Origin of the sequence: Caenibius tardaugens NBRC 16725 (assembly GCF_003860345.1) — a bacterium.
GTDB classification, from domain to species: Bacteria; Pseudomonadota; Alphaproteobacteria; order Sphingomonadales; family Sphingomonadaceae; genus Caenibius; species Caenibius tardaugens.
Genome location: NZ_CP034179.1, coordinates 2,106,172 through 2,124,043 on the forward strand (window position 1 = coordinate 2,106,172; position 17,872 = coordinate 2,124,043).

At 62.8% G+C, this 17,872-nt stretch carries 13 protein-coding genes; 5 read left to right on the plus strand and 8 right to left on the minus strand.

Going from position 1 to position 17,872, the window contains the following annotated elements:
- From EGO55_RS09715 to EGO55_RS09725, 3 genes are all read right to left on the minus strand, one after another.
- On the minus strand, positions 1–588 hold the full coding sequence (locus EGO55_RS09715) for an EF-hand domain-containing protein (protein ID WP_021689609.1): 588 nt from the start codon (positions 586–588) through the stop codon (positions 1–3).
- A gap of 205 nt (positions 589–793) precedes the next feature.
- Positions 794–1,201, minus strand: a complete 408-nt coding sequence (locus EGO55_RS09720; RefSeq protein WP_021689608.1) for a cupin domain-containing protein — start codon at positions 1,199–1,201, stop codon at positions 794–796.
- A complete protein-coding gene (locus tag EGO55_RS09725) occupies positions 1,198–3,006 on the minus strand; it encodes an aminopeptidase P family protein (RefSeq protein ID WP_040715373.1) in 1,809 nt (602 codons plus the stop codon). The genes EGO55_RS09720 and EGO55_RS09725 overlap by 4 nt, the downstream gene beginning before the upstream one ends.
- Positions 3,007–3,169: 163 nt before the next feature.
- On the opposite strand from EGO55_RS09725, the gene EGO55_RS09730 reads away from it, so the two are divergent.
- Both EGO55_RS09730 and EGO55_RS09735 read left to right on the plus strand, forming a co-directional pair.
- Entirely contained in the window at positions 3,170–5,242 is a 2,073-nt protein-coding gene (locus EGO55_RS09730) for a S9 family peptidase (RefSeq protein WP_040715371.1), read from the plus strand.
- Between the two features lie 10 nt (positions 5,243–5,252).
- Entirely contained in the window at positions 5,253–5,651 is a 399-nt protein-coding gene (locus EGO55_RS09735; protein ID WP_021689605.1) for an acyl-CoA thioesterase, read from the plus strand.
- Between the two features lie 22 nt (positions 5,652–5,673).
- On the opposite strand, the gene ald is transcribed toward EGO55_RS09735, so the two are convergent.
- Complete coding sequence (ald, locus tag EGO55_RS09740; protein WP_021689604.1) at positions 5,674–6,786, minus strand: alanine dehydrogenase; 1,113 nt, start codon at positions 6,784–6,786, stop codon at positions 5,674–5,676.
- A 194-nt stretch (positions 6,787–6,980) separates the two neighbouring features.
- Here ald and EGO55_RS09745 point away from each other — a divergent pair, with 194 nt between their 5' ends.
- Together EGO55_RS09745 and EGO55_RS09750 are read left to right on the plus strand one after the other, a co-directional pair.
- Positions 6,981–9,197, plus strand: coding sequence for a TonB-dependent receptor (locus tag EGO55_RS09745; RefSeq protein ID WP_040715230.1), 2,217 nt, complete (start codon positions 6,981–6,983; stop codon positions 9,195–9,197).
- The gene (locus EGO55_RS09750; RefSeq protein WP_040715369.1) at positions 9,194–10,303 is read left to right on the plus strand and encodes a PepSY-associated TM helix domain-containing protein; all 1,110 of its coding nucleotides are present in this window, start codon (positions 9,194–9,196) and stop codon (positions 10,301–10,303) included. Before EGO55_RS09745 ends, EGO55_RS09750 begins: the two co-directional genes overlap by 4 nt.
- A gap of 21 nt (positions 10,304–10,324) precedes the next feature.
- Here EGO55_RS09750 and EGO55_RS09755 read toward each other — a convergent pair whose 3' ends face one another.
- The 3 genes from EGO55_RS09755 to EGO55_RS09765 form a co-directional block, all read right to left on the minus strand.
- Positions 10,325–11,005, minus strand: a complete 681-nt coding sequence (locus EGO55_RS09755) for a CDP-alcohol phosphatidyltransferase family protein (protein WP_021689601.1) — start codon at positions 11,003–11,005, stop codon at positions 10,325–10,327.
- A 345-nt stretch (positions 11,006–11,350) separates the two neighbouring features.
- Positions 11,351–13,702, minus strand: coding sequence for an FtsK/SpoIIIE family DNA translocase (locus tag EGO55_RS09760; RefSeq protein WP_021689600.1), 2,352 nt, complete (start codon positions 13,700–13,702; stop codon positions 11,351–11,353).
- Between the two features lie 104 nt (positions 13,703–13,806).
- Positions 13,807–14,355: a thiamine phosphate synthase gene (locus EGO55_RS09765; RefSeq protein ID WP_021689599.1), complete on the minus strand. Its 549-nt coding sequence runs from the start codon at positions 14,353–14,355 to the stop codon at positions 13,807–13,809.
- Between the two features lie 22 nt (positions 14,356–14,377).
- On the opposite strand from EGO55_RS09765, the gene EGO55_RS09770 reads away from it, so the two are divergent.
- Positions 14,378–15,040: a YggS family pyridoxal phosphate-dependent enzyme gene (locus tag EGO55_RS09770; protein ID WP_021689598.1), complete on the plus strand. Its 663-nt coding sequence runs from the start codon at positions 14,378–14,380 to the stop codon at positions 15,038–15,040.
- A 120-nt stretch (positions 15,041–15,160) separates the two neighbouring features.
- Here the strand turns inward: EGO55_RS09770 and EGO55_RS09775 are convergent, their stop codons facing one another.
- Positions 15,161–17,677 (minus strand): TonB-dependent receptor, encoded by a 2,517-nt coding sequence (locus EGO55_RS09775; RefSeq protein WP_021689597.1) that lies wholly within the window; start codon positions 17,675–17,677, stop codon positions 15,161–15,163.
- Positions 17,678–17,872 lie beyond the last annotated feature (195 nt).

Below are 17,872 nucleotides of genomic sequence, written 5' to 3' on the forward strand. Positions count from 1 at the left end.
TTACTGGGCCTTCGGCTGCTGGGCAGCGCGCTTGGCCTGCCATTCGGCGCGCATCTTTTCATGCTGCGCCTTGCGTTCGGCCGATGTCACAGTGCCATTCTTGTCGGCATCGGCGGCATCGAACTTCGCGAGATGCGATGCCACGAATTCAGCCTGCGAAATCGCGCCGTCGTTGTTCGTGTCCGCCTGCTTCATCATGAAGCCGCCGTGCTTGCCGCCACCGCGACCGCCATGATGGCGCCCGCCGAAGTGCTTGCCGTCACCACGCCGGCCTTCGGCCTTCTGGCCATCAGGGGCCTTTTCGGCGCGTTGCGGACGGGTGTTGAATTCCTCGCGGCTCAGGCTGCCGTTCTTGTCGGTGTCGAGACGGTCGAACCGGGCCGTCTGGCGCGCTTCGCGGTCGGCCTTGTCGAGCTTGCCGTCCTTGTTGGCATCCATGCGTTCAAACATCTTGGTTGCATGGTCCTGTGCCTGTGCACGGGTCTGGTCGGGGCGACCTTCACCGCCCGGTGCGGCATAGGCGAAACCGGCAGTGGCGGCACTGGCTGCAGCAGCCGTCGCGAGCATGATCTTGGTGAGCTTTTTCATTCCCATGTTCCTTTGCAAAATCGTGTGAGTTGCGAAAGCCCGCTTGGGAGGGGGAAGGGGAAGGCGCGGCCTTCGCAACTCTTGAAAGTGCTTCTAGACCGGGCTTGTCGCGCAAATTTGTCGCAAGACGGGAAAATTGTCGCAAATTGTCACAGCATGGCGGGATCGTTCATAAGCGCGCAAGACGGGGGTGTGCCGCATGGCTTTATCCTGTGGTGCGGGGCCGGTGTTCGGTTCCGATACCCGATGTGATGAACAGCACCTCGGCCTCGCCGTCCACATCGGCGGTGTGCCACACACCCGGTGGGTTGATGGCGTATTGCCCGGCTGACAGCACGGTCTGCAACGGGTCTTCGCCCGGCCGCTCCTGAATCAGGGTGATCGTGCCAGTGGTGCAGACCACCAGTTCCGCGCCCTGCGGGTGCATTTCCCACGAATCCCACGATTCGGAAAACCGGTAGAGGCTGACCAGCCGCCCTTCCGCGCCATCGCCGCCGTGGCGGGCGATATAATCGCCGTGCCATGCCATGTCGGTGAAATCCGGCTGGGGCACCGCAGTTGCGCCAAGCCCCAGATGCACGAAGGCCTGATGCAGGTCGCGCGCGCCGGTCATGCGGACACCAGCGGGGCGCAGGCCCGGCGCAGCCAGTCGCGCGCATCGTCGTCCAGTTGCGGGCCGATCAGCGCCAGCACTCGGGCATGATAGGCGTCCAGCCATGCCCGTTCGGCAGGGTCCAGCAGGGTGCTATCGATCAGCGCCCGGTCAATCGGGACATGGGTCAGGGTTTCGAACCCCAGCCATTCGCCTTCCGCCCCGGCAATCGTGCGCGGTTCGACCAGCACCAGATTTTCGATCCGGATGCCGTATTCGCCGGTCTTGTAATAGCCGGGTTCGTTGGACACGATCATCCCGGCCAGCAGTTCCTGATTGCCACCGGCCTTGCTGATCCGTTGCGGGCCTTCGTGCACCGACAGGAAGCTGCCCACGCCGTGGCCGGTGCCATGGGCATAGTCGATGCCTGCCTGCCACAGGAACTGGCGGGCCAGCGTGTCGAGCTGCGATCCGTTGGTCCCTTGCGGGAACACGGCCCGGGCCAGTGCGATATGCCCTTTGAGCACGCGGGTGAAGCGGTCTTTGACATCGGCGGGCGCATCGCCCGGCCCGATCCACACGGTGCGCGTGATATCGGTCGTGCCGTCGGGATACTGGCCCCCGGAATCGACCAGATAGACGCTGCCGGGCACAAGCGGGCGATTGGTTTCCTCGCTGACCCGGTAATGGACAATGGCGCCGTTGGGGCCGCTGCCCGAAATGGTGTCGAACGACAGGTCGCGCAGCGATCCGGTTCCTTCACGGAAGGCCTGCAGCCGGGCGGCGGCGGCCAGTTCGTCGACCGTGCCCTGCGGTGCCGCAACCGACAGCCAGTGAAGGAAACGCGATACCGCTGCGCCATCGCGCGCCTGCGCCGCACGGTGGCCCGCCTGTTCCGCCGCGTTTTTCACGGCCTTGGGCAGAACGCAGGGGTCGCTGGCGCTGACCACCTGGGCCCCGGCACTGTCCAGCGCGGTGAAAATCGCCGCCACGGCATGATCGGGATCGACCGCCACCCGCTTGCCCGCCAGCGCCTGCAGCGCCCCGGCAAATCCGTCCAGTGGGGCGATGCGCACGGCATGGCCGAGATGGGCGGTCAGTTCGGGGGTGACTTTGGCGGGATCGATGAACAAATCCGCCGTGGCATCGGCATGGGCGATGACAAAGCCCAGCGCCACAGGGGTGCGATCCACATCGGTGCCGCGAATGTTCAGCAGCCATGCGATCGAATCGAGCGCGGGGATCACCACCGCGTCGAGCCCTTCGCCGGTCAGCCATTGCGCCACCACGGCGCGTTTGTCGGCGCTCGATTGGCCCGCCAGTGTGTCGGCATGGACCAGTGCCGGCGCGCGCGAGGGGGCGGGGCGGTCCTGCCACACCGCATCGATCGGGTTGCCGTCCACCGCCACGAGCGTGGCGTTCCGTTTGGCGAGCGCCTTGGCCACGGTTTCGGCCCATGTGCGCGAATGCAGCCAGGCGTCATAGCCGATCCGCGCGCCTTCGGGGGCGTGGTCCCCCAGCCATTTGGCCGGGCTGGTTTCGGGCACGGAGGCGTAATCCCAGTGCGCGCCATCCACCTGATCGCGCACCTGCAGGGTATACCGTCCGTCGACAAAGATCGTCGCGCCCTTGCCATCGGCGCCCTGCGCCAGCACCACGGCAGTCCCGGCCGATCCGTTGAAACCCGTCAGCCATTGCAGCCGCTGCGCATAGGCCCCGACATATTCGCTCATATGTTCGTCGGAGATCGGCACGACGAAACCGTCGAGTTCGCGGCGGGCCAGTTCCTTGCGCAGGGCGTCAAGCCGGGCCTCATGTGTCGACATCAGCATTGCGGCGCGCTCCTTCGGGTAATAGTGCTGGGTGCAACATAGGATCGCGTGCGCATTTCGCCACCCATTCAGCAAGGATTCGACGATGCCCAGAGCCGTTGCTTTTGCCGCGATCGCGCTTCTCGCCCTGACACACCCCGTTTTCGCCAAGGATACGATGACCGACACTTCCGCTTCGCCGCCCGTCGCCCAGAAACGCGACCACACCTTCGAACATCACGGGATCACGGTCAGCGATCCCTATGCCTGGTTGCGCGACCCCGGCTATCCCGAGGTCAAGGACAAGGATGTCCTTGCCTATCTCAATGCCGAAAACGCCTGGTTCGAAAAGCGCATGGCAGGGAAGAAGGGCGATATCGACGCCTTGTTCAAGGAAATGCGCGCGCGGATCAAGGAAGCGGACAAGTCCGTCCCGCAGAAGGATGGGGACTATCTCTACTGGATCGAGTTCGAGGAAGGGGCGGAATACAAGAAATGGTTCCGCCGCCCGGTGGGGGCCCCCGCCGATGGCAGCGCCGACCAGCTGATTCTGGATGAAGTCGCGCTGGCAAAGGGCAAGGACTATTTCCGCCTTGGGGCGATTTCGGTCAGCAATGACGGGAAACTGCTGGCCTATTCGGTGGACGATAACGGATCGGAACGCTTCACCGCGCGGATCAAGGATCTGGCCACCGGGCAGGTGCTGCCCGATGAAATCCCCGGCACGCTGTCGGGCCTCGTCTGGGTCGCGGGGGACAAGGGGCTGGTCTATTCGCTGGCGAACGAGAACTGGCGCACCGATAACGCCCGCCTGCATTGGTTGGGCAAGCCGCTGTCCGACGATGTCGAACTCTATCACGAGGATGACGAAGGCTTCCGCGTTGGCAGTTCGCTTTCCGCCAACGAAAAATGGGTGATCATTTCTTCGGGCGATCACGAAACCAGCGAAGTGCGGCTGGTGCCCGCCGCCGATCCGCTGGCCAAACCGCTGCTGGTGAAAGCGCGGCAGAAGGGCGTGGAATACGATGCCGATGAACGCGACGGCACGCTCTACATCCATACCAACGATACGCATGAGAATTTCCGGCTGGCGACCGCGCCACTGGCCGATCCCGGCACATGGACCACGCTGATTGCCGGATCGGACGAATTCTATCTCACCGGGGTGGATCTGTTCCGCAATTTCTACGTCACCGAAGGGCGGCTGCGCGGGCTCGACCGGATCGAACTGCGTTCCTACACCGACCCGGCGCAAGTCGAACCGATCACTTTTCCCGAAGCGAGCTATACCGCCGGGCTGGACGACAATCCCGAATGGGACGTCAATGTGCTGCGCCTGTCCTATGCCAGCATGATCGCGCCCAGCACCGTCTATGATTATCATCTGGCCGACAAGCGGCTGGAAGTGTTGAAGGTTCAGGAAATCCCTTCGGGTTACGATGCCGCGCTCTACACCACGGAGCGGCTGGAAATCCCCGCGCGCGACGGTACGAAAATCCCCGTCAGCATCATGTATCGCAAGGATCGCAAGCCGGGCGGGTTGCTGCACCTCTACGGCTATGGCGCCTATGGCCTGTCGATCGATCCGGGCTTTTCCACCTCGCGCCTGTCGCTCGTGGATCGCGGGTTCGCCTATGCCATCGCGCATATTCGCGGGGGCGATGATCTTGGTCGGGCGTGGTACAAGGCGGGCAAGCTGGACAAGCGCACCAACACCTTCCACGATTTCGTCGACGTGGCGAAAGGGCTGGTCGAACGCGGTTATACCAAGGCCGGGAAAATCAGCATTTCCGGCGGGTCAGCCGGGGGTGAACTGATGGGTGCGGTGGCCAATTCCGACCCGCAACTGTGGGGCGCGGTTGTGGCGCATGTGCCGTTTGTCGATGTGCTCAACACCATGCTCGACGCCTCCCTGCCGCTGACGCCGGGCGAATGGCCCGAATGGGGCAATCCGATCGAGGACAAGGCCGCGTTCGAACTGATCCGGTCCTACAGCCCTTATGATCAGGTCAAGGCGCAGGCCTATCCGCCGCTGCTGGTCACCGCCGGGCTGAACGATCCGCGCGTCACTTATTGGGAACCCGCCAAATGGGTGGCGAAACTGCGCGAACTGAAGACGGACAAGAACGAACTGCTGCTCAAGACCAATATGGGCGCGGGCCACGGCGGCAAGTCGGGCCGGTTCGAAAGCCTCAAGGAAACGGCGGAAGAATTCGCCTTCATCCTGTGGCAGCTTGGGGTGAAGCCGTAACCGGCAGACCATGGGCGCCAGTTTCTCGCTCTCGTTCACGGCCGGGCCGGATCATATCGATCTGAACGGCCATGTGAACAACACGGTCTGGCTGCAATGGGTGCAGGATATCGGCACCGCGCACTGGGAAGCCGGTGCGCGGCCGCAGGACGTGGATGCCTATCTGTGGTTCGTCACCCGGCACGAAATCGATTATCGCGGCAATATCAATCTGGGCGAAACCGTCACCGCGCGCACCTGGATACCCGATCCGCCGCAAGGGGCGCGGTTCGTGCGCCGGGTGGAATTCAGCAATCATGCGGGCAAGGTGATCGTTTCCGCGCGTTCGGTCTGGGCGATGATCGACAAGGCGAGCGGGCGGCCCGTGCGGATTCCGCCCGAAGTGTCCGATCCGTTTCTGGCCGATTGAGACCGCCAGTTGAACCGGCTGGTCAGGCCAGTGCCTCGGCCAGCGGCTGGAGCGTGTAGCCCAGTTCTTCCGCCACAGCCGGATAGGTCACGTGCCCTTCGTGGACATTCAGCCCGGCCGCCAGATGCGGATCGCGGCGCAGTGCCTCTTTCCAGCCGAGATCGGCAATGCGCAGGGCATGGGGAAGGGTGACGTTGTTCAACGCATACGTGGAGGTGCGCGCCACCGCGCCGGGCATATTGGCAACGCAGTAATGCACGATCCCGTCGACCACGAATGTCGGGTCCTGATGCGTGGTGGGATGGCTGGTTTCGAAACAGCCGCCCTGATCGATCGCCACATCGACCAGCACCGCCCCGCGTTGCATGCACGACAGCATGTCGCGCGTGACCAGCTTGGGCGCGGCGGCCCCCGGCACCAGCACCGCCCCGATCACCAGATCGGCCTCGCACACGCTTGCCGCGAGATTGGCCTTGTTGGAAAAGCGGGTCTTGGCGCGGCTTTCGAAATGGATACCCAGCCGTTCCAGCACTTCGGGATCGCGGTCGAGAATGGTGACATCGGCCCCCAGCCCCACGGCCATCTGCGCGGCGTTGAAGCCGACCACGCCGCCGCCGATCACGGTGACTTTGCCCGGCATCACGCCCGGCACCCCGCCCAGCAGCACCCCGCGCCCGCCATGCGCCTTTTCCAGCGCGGTCGCCCCGGCCTGTATCGCCATGCGCCCGGCGACCTGGCTCATCGGTTTGAGCAGGGGGAGCGTATGGCCCGGCCCGGTGACGGTTTCATAGGCAATGGCGATGACCCCGGATTTGACGAGATCGGCGGTCTGCTCCGGATCGGGCGCGAGATGGAGATAGGTGTAAAGGATCTGTCCGGGTCGCAGCATCGCCCGTTCGGCGGGTTGCGGTTCTTTCACTTTCACAATCATGTCGCACGCGGCGAAGATCTCTGCGGCGGTGTGGATCGTGCAGCCCGCAGCCATATAATCGCCATCGCTGGCCCCAATGCCTTCGCCAGCCGCGCTTTCCATCCACACCTCGTGGCCGCGCGCGATCAGTTCATGGGCGCTTTCGGGGGTCAGGCCGACGCGATATTCGTGGTTTTTCACTTCTTTCGGGCAGCCCACACGCATGGCGATCCTCCTCTTGCGCTTGTTTATAACGCCCTTTCGCACGATCGGCCTCGCAGGCGTGCTATTTTTTTCGGCGCATGATGTGGTGAAAAAACCATAGCTGCGTGCAAAATGTCGACTGAAATGAGAATGAGTTGCATTAACCTGTCAAGGTTGATAGCGGCGCGCCGATCACTTTCAGGCAAGGTCCATCCATGCGCGTCCCATTCCGTCAAAACGCTTCGTTTGTCGCTCTCTTCCTGACCGCTTCGGCCCTGCCGGTAATGGCGCACGGCGCCGAAGCCGCGCAAAGCGGGAATGCCCCGGCATCGTCGCGGGCGGATAACGCGGATATCGTGGTCACGGCGGCGCGCACCGCCCTGCCCGCCAATGCTCTGCCGCTGACGATCGACGTGGTGACCAAGGATGCGCTGGATCAGCAGATCGCCATTTCCGGTTCGGTCACCGATGCCGTGTCGAACCTCACCCCGTCGTTTTCACCCACGCGCCAGAAGCTTTCGGGTGCGGGGGAAACCCTGCGCGGGCGTTCGCCGCTTTACGCCATCAACGGCATTCCGCAATCGACCCCGCTGCGCGATGGCAGCCGCGATGGGTTCACCATCGATGGCTTCTTCGTGGACCGGGTGGAACTGATTTACGGGTCCAACGCCCTGCAGGGGATTGGGGGGACTGGCGGGATCGTCAATCAGGTGACGGTTGGCGCACCGAAAGAGGAAGGCATCAGCGGCCGCGTGCTGCTGCAGGGCAGCGCCGACAACGGTTTCCACGATAGCGGTATGGGCGGCAAGGTCGCGGGATTGGTCCAGTACAAGGCGGGCGATTTCGACGCGACAGTTGGCGCCGCCTTTGAAAAGCGCGGGACGTTCTACGATGGCGACGGTCGCCGGATCGGTCTGAACCTGACGCAGGGCGAAACGCAGGATTCGAAGTCGTTTTCGCTGTTCGCGCGCTTTGGCTATGCGCTGTCCGATACGGCGCGGCTCGATCTCATCGCCAGCCGTTATGAAATGGAAGGCTATGGCCGGTACGTGGCCGTGCGCGGGGATCGCGCGAAAGACCTGCCGACCAGCGCGGTGCGCGGTGATCCCCCGGGAAAATCCGCCGCCAACCGGACTGAAAGCGTCGCCCTGTCGCTGACGGATACCGATCTTGGCGGGGGCAATTTCGTCAGCCAGGTGTTCTTCAACCGCAGCCGTGACACGTTCGGCGGCGAAGTGCAGACGCAACCGACTTTCCAGGACCCGTCGCTTGCACCGCTGGGCACGCTGTTCGACCAGTCGCAGAACCGTTCGCGCAAGCTGGGTTTCAAAATCAGCTATGAACGCAGCGTACCGGGGTTTGAAGCCCTGACGGCCACGCTTGGTTTCGACGCCCTGTTCGACAAGACCGAACAACGCCTGATCGCAACCAATCGCTATTGGGTGCCGCCCACGGATTTTCGCAGCCTTGCCCCGTTCGCGCAGCTCAATCTCAAGCTGTTCGACGGCAAGGTGCGTCTGGCAGGCGGTGCGCGCTGGGAAAACGTCCAGATCAAGGTGGACGATTACCACACGCTGGCATCCACCACGTATAACGGCACCAATCCGGCAACGTTCGGCGGGGTCGATGTTGCGGGGGGCAAGCCGAAATTCAGCGATGTCCTGCTGAACGGCGGGGTGATCTTCGAACCGTGGCAGGGCGTGCGCGCCTATGCCAGCTATGCCGAAGGGTTCACCGCGCCCGATATCGGCCGCATCACCCGTGCGATTGGCAAGGCCGGCGTCGATCTTGACAACTATCTCGATATTTCGCCGATTATTTCGAACAACCGCGAAATCGGGATCGAACTGAAGCGCGGGATTTTCGATGCCAGCGCGACCTATTTCTGGTCATCCAGCGACAAGGGCCAGCTCCTGATCGAACGCCCGGGCGAGCGGATTTTTGACGTGCAGCGCCAACGTGTGGAGATTCACGGGCTTGAGCTGAATCTGGGCATCCGGCTGCCGGTGGAAGGGCTCAAGGCCAATGTCGGCTATGCCATGATCCGCGGCAAGTACGACAGCGACAGCAGCGCCCCCGATGGCAAGGTCGATACCGATCTCGACGGCACGAACATTTCGCCCGACCGGCTTAACCTTTCGCTGGCCTACAACCACGGACGGGTGTCCGCGCTGGTCCAGCACCAGGTTTACTTCGAACGCGAATTCCACGGCAAACGCGCGGCGGTGGGCCGCGATTTCGGCGGTTATTCGCTGACCGATGCCAGCATCCGGTATGACACGGGCAGCTTTGGTGCGGTGAATCTGGCGGTGCAGAACCTGTTCAACAAGGACTACATCGATTACAATTCCCAGACGCGCACTTATGATGCCCTGAGCTATTTCGCAGGGCGCGGGCGCAGCTTCACTCTGGGTTGGGACTACCGCTTCTGAAACTTCTCGATCTCCTGCATCGCTGGATGGGCGGGCTGTTGGGGCTGATCCTGGCTCTGCTTGGCCTGTCCGGCGCGATTCTGGTGCACAAGGATGCGTGGATCGGCTTGCCGCATGCGCACGATCCGTTGCGCCCCGATGTGGCGAGCGTGGCCCAGGCCACAGAAGCATTGATGGCGCTGCCCGGTGGGCCGCAGGGGATCATCTATGCAACGCCGCGTTTCGGCCTGCATCAGACGCGCTTCGGCGAAGGGGCGGGGCTTTACGCGGATCAGGCGGGCAATGTCGTCACCCGTTGGCAGAGCCAGTGGGAACGGCCGGAATTGTGGCTGTTCGATTTTCACCATCATCTGTTTACCGGTGATTTCGGCGAATGGATTTCCGGGATAGCGGGCCTTGCCGCGGTGTTCTTCGTCGTGTCCGGCGCGATCCTGTGGTGGCGCACGCGCAAGACGTTCCGTTTCCGGCTCTGGCCCAAACGGATGAGCCGCCCTGCGATTGTCATGCAGCATCGCGATCTCGGCATTGTCCTTGCGCCGCTGCTGTTGCTCTCCGCGTTGACGGGCGCGATGCTGCTGTTCCGCCCGGTGGCGATGGTGGTTGTGGCGCCGTTCGGCCCGGTGGCGGAAACCGCGAAAGCGCTGGAACCGCCAAAATACAAATCCTCTGGCCCGCTGGCGCAGAACACCGATTGGCGGGCGATGCTGGTGGCGGCGCACCAGCGCTTCCCCGAAGCGGAATTCCGCATCCTCAGCCTGCCGAGGAAGCCGGGCGATCCGATCATGCTGCGCATGCGTCAGCCCGATGAATGGCTGCCCAATGGCCGCACCACGCTGTGGTTCGATGCCGCCACAGGCGCGGTGCTGGGCGCGCGCGATGCCCGCGCTTTGCCGCAAGGGGCGAAAGTGTTCAACATGGCCTACCCGCTTCACGCGGGCAAAGTCGGCGGGCTGGCTTGGCGGATCGTGATGACCCTCTCCGGCCTTGGCATGGCGGTGCTGGGCAGTTTCGCCGTCTGGAGCTTCTGGTTCCGCAGGCCGAAGCAGAAAAAACGCGTACCCGCCCCGGCGATCACGCCGGATGCTGTGGCGAGCGGTTCGGTTTAGGCCGCAGCCGGGCTGGCGATATTACACCGTTTCCTTTGCCGCCAGCCGTCGCCCCGTCACGATGGTCTGGGCCGCATAGAGAACGATGAGAATGGTGCCGATGGTTCCGACAAAAACGTCGAAACCGGAAATGTTCCCGAACAGTCCCGGCTTGGTGCCCAGAACCATCATCATCGCGGTAAGGCAGATCAGCATGATGCGCAGCTCGGTCGGGCCGGCGCCCACGTAAGACAGCTTGAACTCTCCGAGGACGCGCGCCGAAAGAAACGTGTGGATCGACAGCAGCAGATAACCCGCCAGTGCCAGCAAGGCGAAGTCCATCGTTACATAAGGGCTGAGGCCCATTCCGGTGAGAATGAAGAGCGTGGTCAGGCCATCGCAGCTATGATCGATGAAGTATCCGTACGAAGGGCGTTCGATAGCGCGATATCGTGCGAGACTGCCGTCGAGGGAATCGCCGAACCAGTTCACAAGGTAACCGAGAATGGCCAGAATAAGCCAAAGCTTGCCGTAATTGCTGGCCGCGTATCCGGCGAAGGTCATGAAGCTCCCGATCAGGCCGAGGATTGTCAGCTTGTCGGGGGTGACCCAGCCCGGAAGACGCGCGCAAAGCCATGTCAGAATGCGGCGCTCGTTGCGTGCCAGTATGTTGTCCTGGATGCGCGAGAGAGCCTGCGGCCGGTTTTGTGATTGTTCTGACATGTAGGGCCTCCTGAACTATCCGGTGCCGCAAGGCGGAGGGAAGCTCTGCACTGGTTGGAAGAGTTGCATCGTGATCGAGAACGTTGGCGAGTCTTCCGGAAAATCCGGACGGTGTAGGCGCTTGACGGGGGTAGAGAAAGGCCGGTTGGCTGCCATTCAGCCCGCTCACAGCCTGTTCTGTCGCCATCCCGATCCGGCTTCCCCGTATATTGCACCGTTCGCAGTGTCCCGTCCAGCGTGGCCGTGTTGCACCAGCCAGCCCGAAATGGCTGCCCGGCGCCTTTGCCCTGTGGTCCCGAGGGCTTGCGCGGTCACGCAAGGTGCCCGTCCCGGCCGGGCACCGGGTTAGAGCGGATTGCCGTCCTTGTCGCGATAGATGTCGCGGCGGCCGACGTGGTTGGCGGGGCCGACGAAACCGTCGGCTTCCATGCGTTCCACCCATTTGGCCGCCGTGTTGTAGCCCACACCCAGTTGCCGTTGCAGCCAGCTGGCCGATGCCTTCTGGCTTTCGAACACGATCTGGCAGGCCTGGCGATACTTGCGCTCGGCCGGATCGTCGCTCGCCGTCAGTTCGTCGTCGAAACCGAAGCCGCCGTCTTCCGGCTCTTCGGTAACCGAATCGATATATTCCGGGCTGCCCTGCGCGCGCCAGTGATCGGCCACGCGTTCCACTTCCTCGTCCGCCACGAACGGCCCATGCACGCGCACCAGCGCGCCGGTATTGGGCTTGTACAGCATATCGCCCTTGCCCAGCAGCTGTTCGGCCCCTTGTTCGCCCAGAATGGTGCGGCTGTCGATGCGGCTGGTCACCTTGAAGCTGATCCGTGTCGGCAGGTTGGCCTTGATCACGCCGGTGATGACATCGACCGAGGGGCGCTGCGTCGCCATGATCAGGTGGATGCCGGCGGCGCGGCTTTTTTGCGAAAGCCGCTGGATCAGCACTTCGATTTCCTTGCCCACGGTGACCATGAGATCGGCCAGTTCGTCAACGATCAGCACGATCTGCGGCAGCACCTGATAATCGAGCTGTTCTTCCTCGAACAGTTCCTCGCCCGTGTCCGGGTCGAACCCGATCTGCACGCGGCGGCCCAAAGGCTTGCCCTTGGCGGCGGCGGTGCGCACACGTTCGTTGAAGCCCGACAGGTTGCGCGCACCCACGCTGGACATCATGCGATAGCGCCGTTCCATTTCCTCCACGCCCCATTTCAGCGCGCGGATCGCCTTGGCAGGCTCTGTCACCACCGGGGACAGCAAGTGCGGGATATCGTCGTAGCTCTTCAGTTCGAGCACTTTGGGATCGATCAGGATCAGGCGGCATTCGGCCGGTGTCAGGCGGTACAGCAGCGAGAGGAGGATACAGTTGAGCCCGACCGACTTACCCGAACCGGTGGTGCCTGCCACCAGCAGGTGGGGCATGGCGGCCAGATCGGCGACGATCGGTTCGCCCGCGATATCCTTGCCCAGAATGATCGGCAGCATGCCCTTGTGGTGGGCGAACGCCTCGCACGCGACCAGTTCCTTGAGCGACACGGTCTGCCGGTCGGCATTGGGCAGTTCGATGCCCATCACCGTCTTGCCGGGGATTGACGATACGCGTGCGGAAATCGCGCTCATATTCCGGGCGATATCTTCGGCGAGACCGATGACCCGGCTGGATTTGATGCCCGGGGCCGGTTCCAGCTCGTACATCGTCACCACCGGGCCGGTGCGCACGGCGGTGATTTCGCCTTTCACGTTGAAATCGTCGAGTACGGTTTCGAGCAGACGCGCGTTGCGTTCCAGCGCCATCTTGTCGAGCTTGGGCGCGGCCGTGGGCGGCGGATTGTCGAGCAGATCGATGCTCGGCAGATCGTGCTTGTCGAACAGGTCCTTCTGGCGGGCGGTGCCCGTTGCGATCTTCGCCGGTTTGGGCGGTGTGCTCGGGTCCGTGATTTCCGGCGCGGCGCGCGGTTCGGCTTCGGGCGTCGGGGCGCGGCGTTCGGCGCGGGGCTTTTCTTCGCGCCGGGCGGGGGCGAAGGCCAGATCCGCGTCGTCTTCCATCGCCAGTGGTTGTTTCGGCGCACGGCGGCGGAACAGGGCGGGCAGGGTGAGCAATTGCGCCCAGTCGATCGCGAAGACGCGCCCGGCCAGTACCACCCCGGCACCAAGGCAGGTCAGCGCCAGTCCCAGAATAGCCCAGCTTTGCACCGCTTCGGGCAGGCGTGCGGCAAGGCCGTGAATCGCGGCCGCGCCCAGCAGGCCGGCCATGCCGCCGGTGGACGCGGGGAGCGAACCGCCCGGGCCACCGAACGTCAGCGCCATGACTGTGGCGAGCAGAACCATGGCCAGCAGCAGCATACCCACCGTACGCCACCAGCGCATGCCGTGCGGGGTTTCCTCGTCATCGGCGTCGCGCCACAATTTGCGGGCAAAGGCATAGAGCAGGGGCAGCAGCAGCACCGCGATCACCCCGAACAGGAACAGCGCGCGTTCCGCCGCCCAGGCACCGGGGCGCCCCATCCAGTTGGCCACTTGTTCCCCGGCCGCGGTCGAAGCCGAAGGGTCTGTCTGGTGATAGCTGGCGAGCGACAGGGCGAGGAACAGCATCACCGCAAGCAGCAGCAGCGCGCCGCCCATCTGGGTGGCGCGGCGCAGCGAACGGCGAAACGCCATACGCCAGTCTGGCGCGGGCGCCTTGCTGATTGCGCGTGATGCCATGGATCGTCCTCACATAAATCTGAATGCACATAATGCGCTGACGGGTGACTCCCCGTCAAGAATCCTTGGGAATCGGCCCGACTTATTGGTTTATGACCGTGGGTTTATGACAACCCGTCGATCGCGGCCCAGCGTGGCCAGCCCAGGCGCACGGCGGTCCTGCGGGTCATCCCGCCCAGCGCGATCACTGGCGCACCGGCATGGGCGGCGAGCAGGCGGAACCGCAGCGGGCCGAGTGTTTTGCCCCCCGGATGGGACCGCGTGGCGAAGACGGGGGACAGCATGATCGCATCGGCCCCATGGCGGCGGCACGCGCCCAGTTCGCGCAGGGTATGCGCGGTGGCTATGCGCAGCAGGGGGGCGGGCGCCGGTCTTGCCCCCGGCGGGCCATAGATTCCGTCTGCGCCCCAACGGCGGGCCTGTGCGGCGGTATCGGCCACAATGACCAGATGCCCGCGCTTGCCCGCGATGCGCGACAGGGCGCGAAACCGCGCGCGGCGTTCGGCAGGGGCAAGGTGATAGTGGCGAAACACGAACCCCGATCCGCGCGGCAGGCGCCGCAGCGCACTGTCGAGCACCGCGTCGTTGCGGGCGTCGCTGATCAGCCACAGGTGCGGGATGTTCCGCGATTTCGGGGTCTGGCGCTTGCGCATCCTCGCGCTATAGCGGCGCGCAATGGAAAACGCAGCCACCCCGCTCGATGATGTTCGCGCCCGCATCGCCCATGCCGCGCGGATTGCGAACCGCAAGCCCGCCGAGATCACGCTGATCGCGATCAGCAAGACGCATCCTGCCGATGCGATCGAGCCCCTGATTGCGCAGGGGCAGCGCGTGTTCGGGGAAAATCGCGTGCAGGAAGCGGAAGCGAAATGGCCTGCCTTGCGCGAACGCCATGGCGAGATCGCGCTGCATCTGGTGGGCCAGTTGCAGTCCAACAAGGCGGACGATGCCGTGGCCCTGTTCGACTGCATCCATTCTCTGGATCGCCTCTCGCTGGTCAGCGCGCTGGCGCGGGCGATGGACCGGCAGGGGCGCAGGATACCGTGCTTTGTGCAGGTCAATATCGGCGCCGAAGACCAGAAGGGCGGATGCGCGATGGCAGACCTGCCCGCGTTGCTGCGCGAGGCCGCTGCCGCGCAAGTGCCCGTGGCCGGCCTGATGTGCGTGCCGCCTGCGGATATCGAACCCGCGCCATTTTTCGCCCTGCTCGACAAGCTGGCGCGCGATCACGGCCTCCCTCAGTTGAGCATGGGGATGAGCGGCGATTTCGAAACCGCGATCATGCTGGGCGCCACGCATGTGCGCGTCGGCAGTGCGCTGTTCGGCGCGCGCGCCTGACACACCGGGCCAGTACTGGGTCGGTCGCGACGGGGGCGGCCAGCACGAGAAAGGGGCACCCGTTGCCGGATGCCCCCTGTCGTTATGCGACCCGCACCACGGATCGATTGGTGGCCACATTCAAAAGTTGTAGCGCACTTTCACCCCGTACATGCGCGGTGCGCCGTACACGGTGGAATTGACCAGCAGATTATCAATCGTGTTGGAATTGCTGGTGCGATAGAGCTTGTTCGTCAGGTTGTTGCCGAACACCGTGATGTCGACCGGCGTGCCCGCCACGCCCTTCCAGGCAATAGAGCCATTCAGCAGACCGAACGGTTCCATAATCGATCCCGGCTGGGTCACATCGTTGCCGAGCGGCGCGGTGGGCTGTTTGGAAACGTGGGAATAATTGGCGTAGAAGGCCAGATTGCCCATGTTTTCACCCAATGGCACGTCCAGCGAGGCGTAGATGTTGTATATGTATGCCGTGGAAAACTGGAACGGCATACAGGTGAAGTCGCCCGTTTCACCAAAATTCTTGAGCCCGTCGCACGCCAGCGTGGGGGCGAAGATCGGAACGTCGAACTTCTTGTAGTCGGCATCGGTGTGGCTGAAATTGCCGCCGATCTCGAGGCCAGGGATCGGGCGGATCGATGCTTCGATCTCGATCCCCTGAATGGTCGCTTCGGCATCCATGGTGCGGGCGCCGCTCTGGCCGGTGTCAGGGTTGAAGTCGCCGGTTGGGCGCTGGATGTTCTTGTAATCCGAATAGTAATAGGTGGCGTTGAACTTGACGGGCACTGTGCCCAGTTCCCAATCGGACTTGAAGCCCGCTTCGTAGGTGGTCAGTTCTTCCGGCGTGAATATCCGGGTTTCGGTGCGTACTGCGAACGTGTTGAACCCGCCTGCCTTGTAGCCCTTGCTGATCTTGCCATAGAGCATCAGGTTGTCCATCGGCTTGTAATCGAGGCCGATGGTCCATGTCGCCGCCTTGCTTTTCAGCGTGGCGTCGAAGCGGCATACATCCATGACATCGCCGATGGGAACGGCGGGATTGGCCACCAGCCCACCTTCGAGGCACGAGGCGGTGCCCCCGCCGATGGCCGGGCGCCAGTTGGTGGCGAAACCTGTCACCGTATCCCAGTTGTAGCGATACCCTGCGGTAAGGCGCAGGCTGTCGAGCGCGGGAGACAGAGCCCCGAAATCGAGTGTCGCCTGACCATAAATCGCGTCGGACTTGTTGGAAACGCCGGTTACCGTCTGACTGAACGGGCAGAAGCCGGTGGCAAACGGTGGGCAATAATTGATCGAGGAGGCGCGCCACAGGCTACCCGGCTTGGCACTGTAATGGAAATAGCCGACGGTATAGTTCAGCTTGTTGTCCAGCGCATTGCCCTGCAACTGCAGTTCTTCGGTGAACTGTTTGATATCGTCGCGATATCCTTCGTGATCGACCGTGGCATTGGGATAGCCCATAACCGGAATGCCATATTCGGAAAGGCCAGGAATCGGCCCCAAAGGCGGCGGTCCGGCGTTCTGGTTGCCTTCATATTGTTGTAGCGGGGTGGCGTCCTGATCGGATGCGTAATTATCCTTCAGCCGCTGGAAGCTGATGATGTTGCGCACAGTCAGGTTATCGCTGATGTCGAAACTGGTGTTGTTGATCACGCCCCACAGCTTGATCAGGCTGAATTCGTCCACGTTCATGCGGGTCTTGCGCGGCCCGATTTCTTTGGCGATCTCGGTCTGACGGCGATAGATGTCACAACTTGCAATTGGGCCGGGCGTGTCCGAACAGAAATTCAGAAGTGGTGATTTGAGTCCGGCGATGTTGAACTCGTCATGGATAAAGCCCGTGCCGTTGTTTGACGATTTCGAACCGTAGACAATCGTCAGGTTCTCGAACCCTTCGAATGGTTTCATCAGCACGCTGATGCGGCCGGAATACCAGTGCAGATCGTCGCGATCCTTGTTGAACACCAGGTCTTTTGTGAACCCGTCGCGATCCTGATAGGCGCCGGCCGCGCGGACCATCAGCTTGTCGTCGATCAGCGGCACATTGATCGCGCCTTCAATGCCCTTGAAATCGTAATTCCCGTAACTGCCTTCGATATAGCCTTCGAACTCATTCGTTGGCTTACGCGGCACGAACAGCACCGCGCCGCCCGTGGTGTTGCGGCCGAAAAGCGTGCCTTGCGGGCCAGCCAGGACCTGCACGTTTTCCAGATCGATAAATAGACCGGGCGCGCCCTGCAGGTTCAGCGTGACGGCGGCGGGCAGGGGAACTTCGGCAAAATATTGCGCAACGGCCGGTGAAGACAGAAAACCTGTCGATTGGCCGCGAATGGAGAAGGATTGCACATCGCGGGTGGCCTGCCCCTGGTTGCCGACAACCAGCGAAGGCGCGGCGCCATAGAGATCCTGTGCCTGATTGACGTTCATCTGTTTCAGCCGCTCATCAGAAAAGGCCGAAATCACAATGGGCACGTCCTGCGCGCGTTCTTCACGGCGCTGCGCGGTGACGATGATTTCCCGATCGCGGATTTGCGGGGAACTGGTGTTCTCTTCGCCACCCGACTGGGCAAATGCCGGCGATGTCAGCGCGATTGCCGCTGCGCCGAACAGGTAAGCCGTCATATTACGGTGAATACGCATAGCCTCTCCTCTCCATTTCATACAATGAGGAGGTGCAGATAGCGAACGCTTGTTATGATTATTGCGCGTCCGGGCAGTTTTCTGTCCCGTTACTTGTCCCCTCATTGAAGGGAAAGTAATGCAAACAAGTTATGGTGCAGTCAATCCAAATTAAACGCATTGATGCATTTATCCGGGACCGTGTGACCATTACCA

Bases quoted from the DNA above. Each gene is read 5' to 3' on its own strand.
- EGO55_RS09715 (WP_021689609.1), bottom strand. From the start codon at position 588: ATGAAAAAGCTCACCAAGATCATGCTCGCGACGGCTGCTGCAGCCAGT.
- EGO55_RS09720 (WP_021689608.1), bottom strand. From the start codon at position 1,201: ATGACCGGCGCGCGCGACCTGCATCAGGCCTTCGTGCATCTGGGGCTT.
- EGO55_RS09725 (WP_040715373.1), bottom strand. From the start codon at position 3,006: ATGTCGACACATGAGGCCCGGCTTGACGCCCTGCGCAAGGAACTGGCC.
- EGO55_RS09730 (WP_040715371.1), top strand. From the start codon at position 3,170: ATGACCGACACTTCCGCTTCGCCGCCCGTCGCCCAGAAACGCGACCAC.
- EGO55_RS09735 (WP_021689605.1), top strand. From the start codon at position 5,253: ATGGGCGCCAGTTTCTCGCTCTCGTTCACGGCCGGGCCGGATCATATC.
- ald (WP_021689604.1), bottom strand. From the start codon at position 6,786: ATGCGTGTGGGCTGCCCGAAAGAAGTGAAAAACCACGAATATCGCGTC.
- EGO55_RS09745 (WP_040715230.1), top strand. From the start codon at position 6,981: ATGCGCGTCCCATTCCGTCAAAACGCTTCGTTTGTCGCTCTCTTCCTG.
- EGO55_RS09755 (WP_021689601.1), bottom strand. From the start codon at position 11,005: ATGTCAGAACAATCACAAAACCGGCCGCAGGCTCTCTCGCGCATCCAG.
- EGO55_RS09760 (WP_021689600.1), bottom strand. From the start codon at position 13,702: ATGGCATCACGCGCAATCAGCAAGGCGCCCGCGCCAGACTGGCGTATG.
- EGO55_RS09765 (WP_021689599.1), bottom strand. From the start codon at position 14,355: ATGCGCAAGCGCCAGACCCCGAAATCGCGGAACATCCCGCACCTGTGG.
- EGO55_RS09770 (WP_021689598.1), top strand. From the start codon at position 14,378: ATGGAAAACGCAGCCACCCCGCTCGATGATGTTCGCGCCCGCATCGCC.
- EGO55_RS09775 (WP_021689597.1), bottom strand. From the start codon at position 17,677: ATGCGTATTCACCGTAATATGACGGCTTACCTGTTCGGCGCAGCGGCA.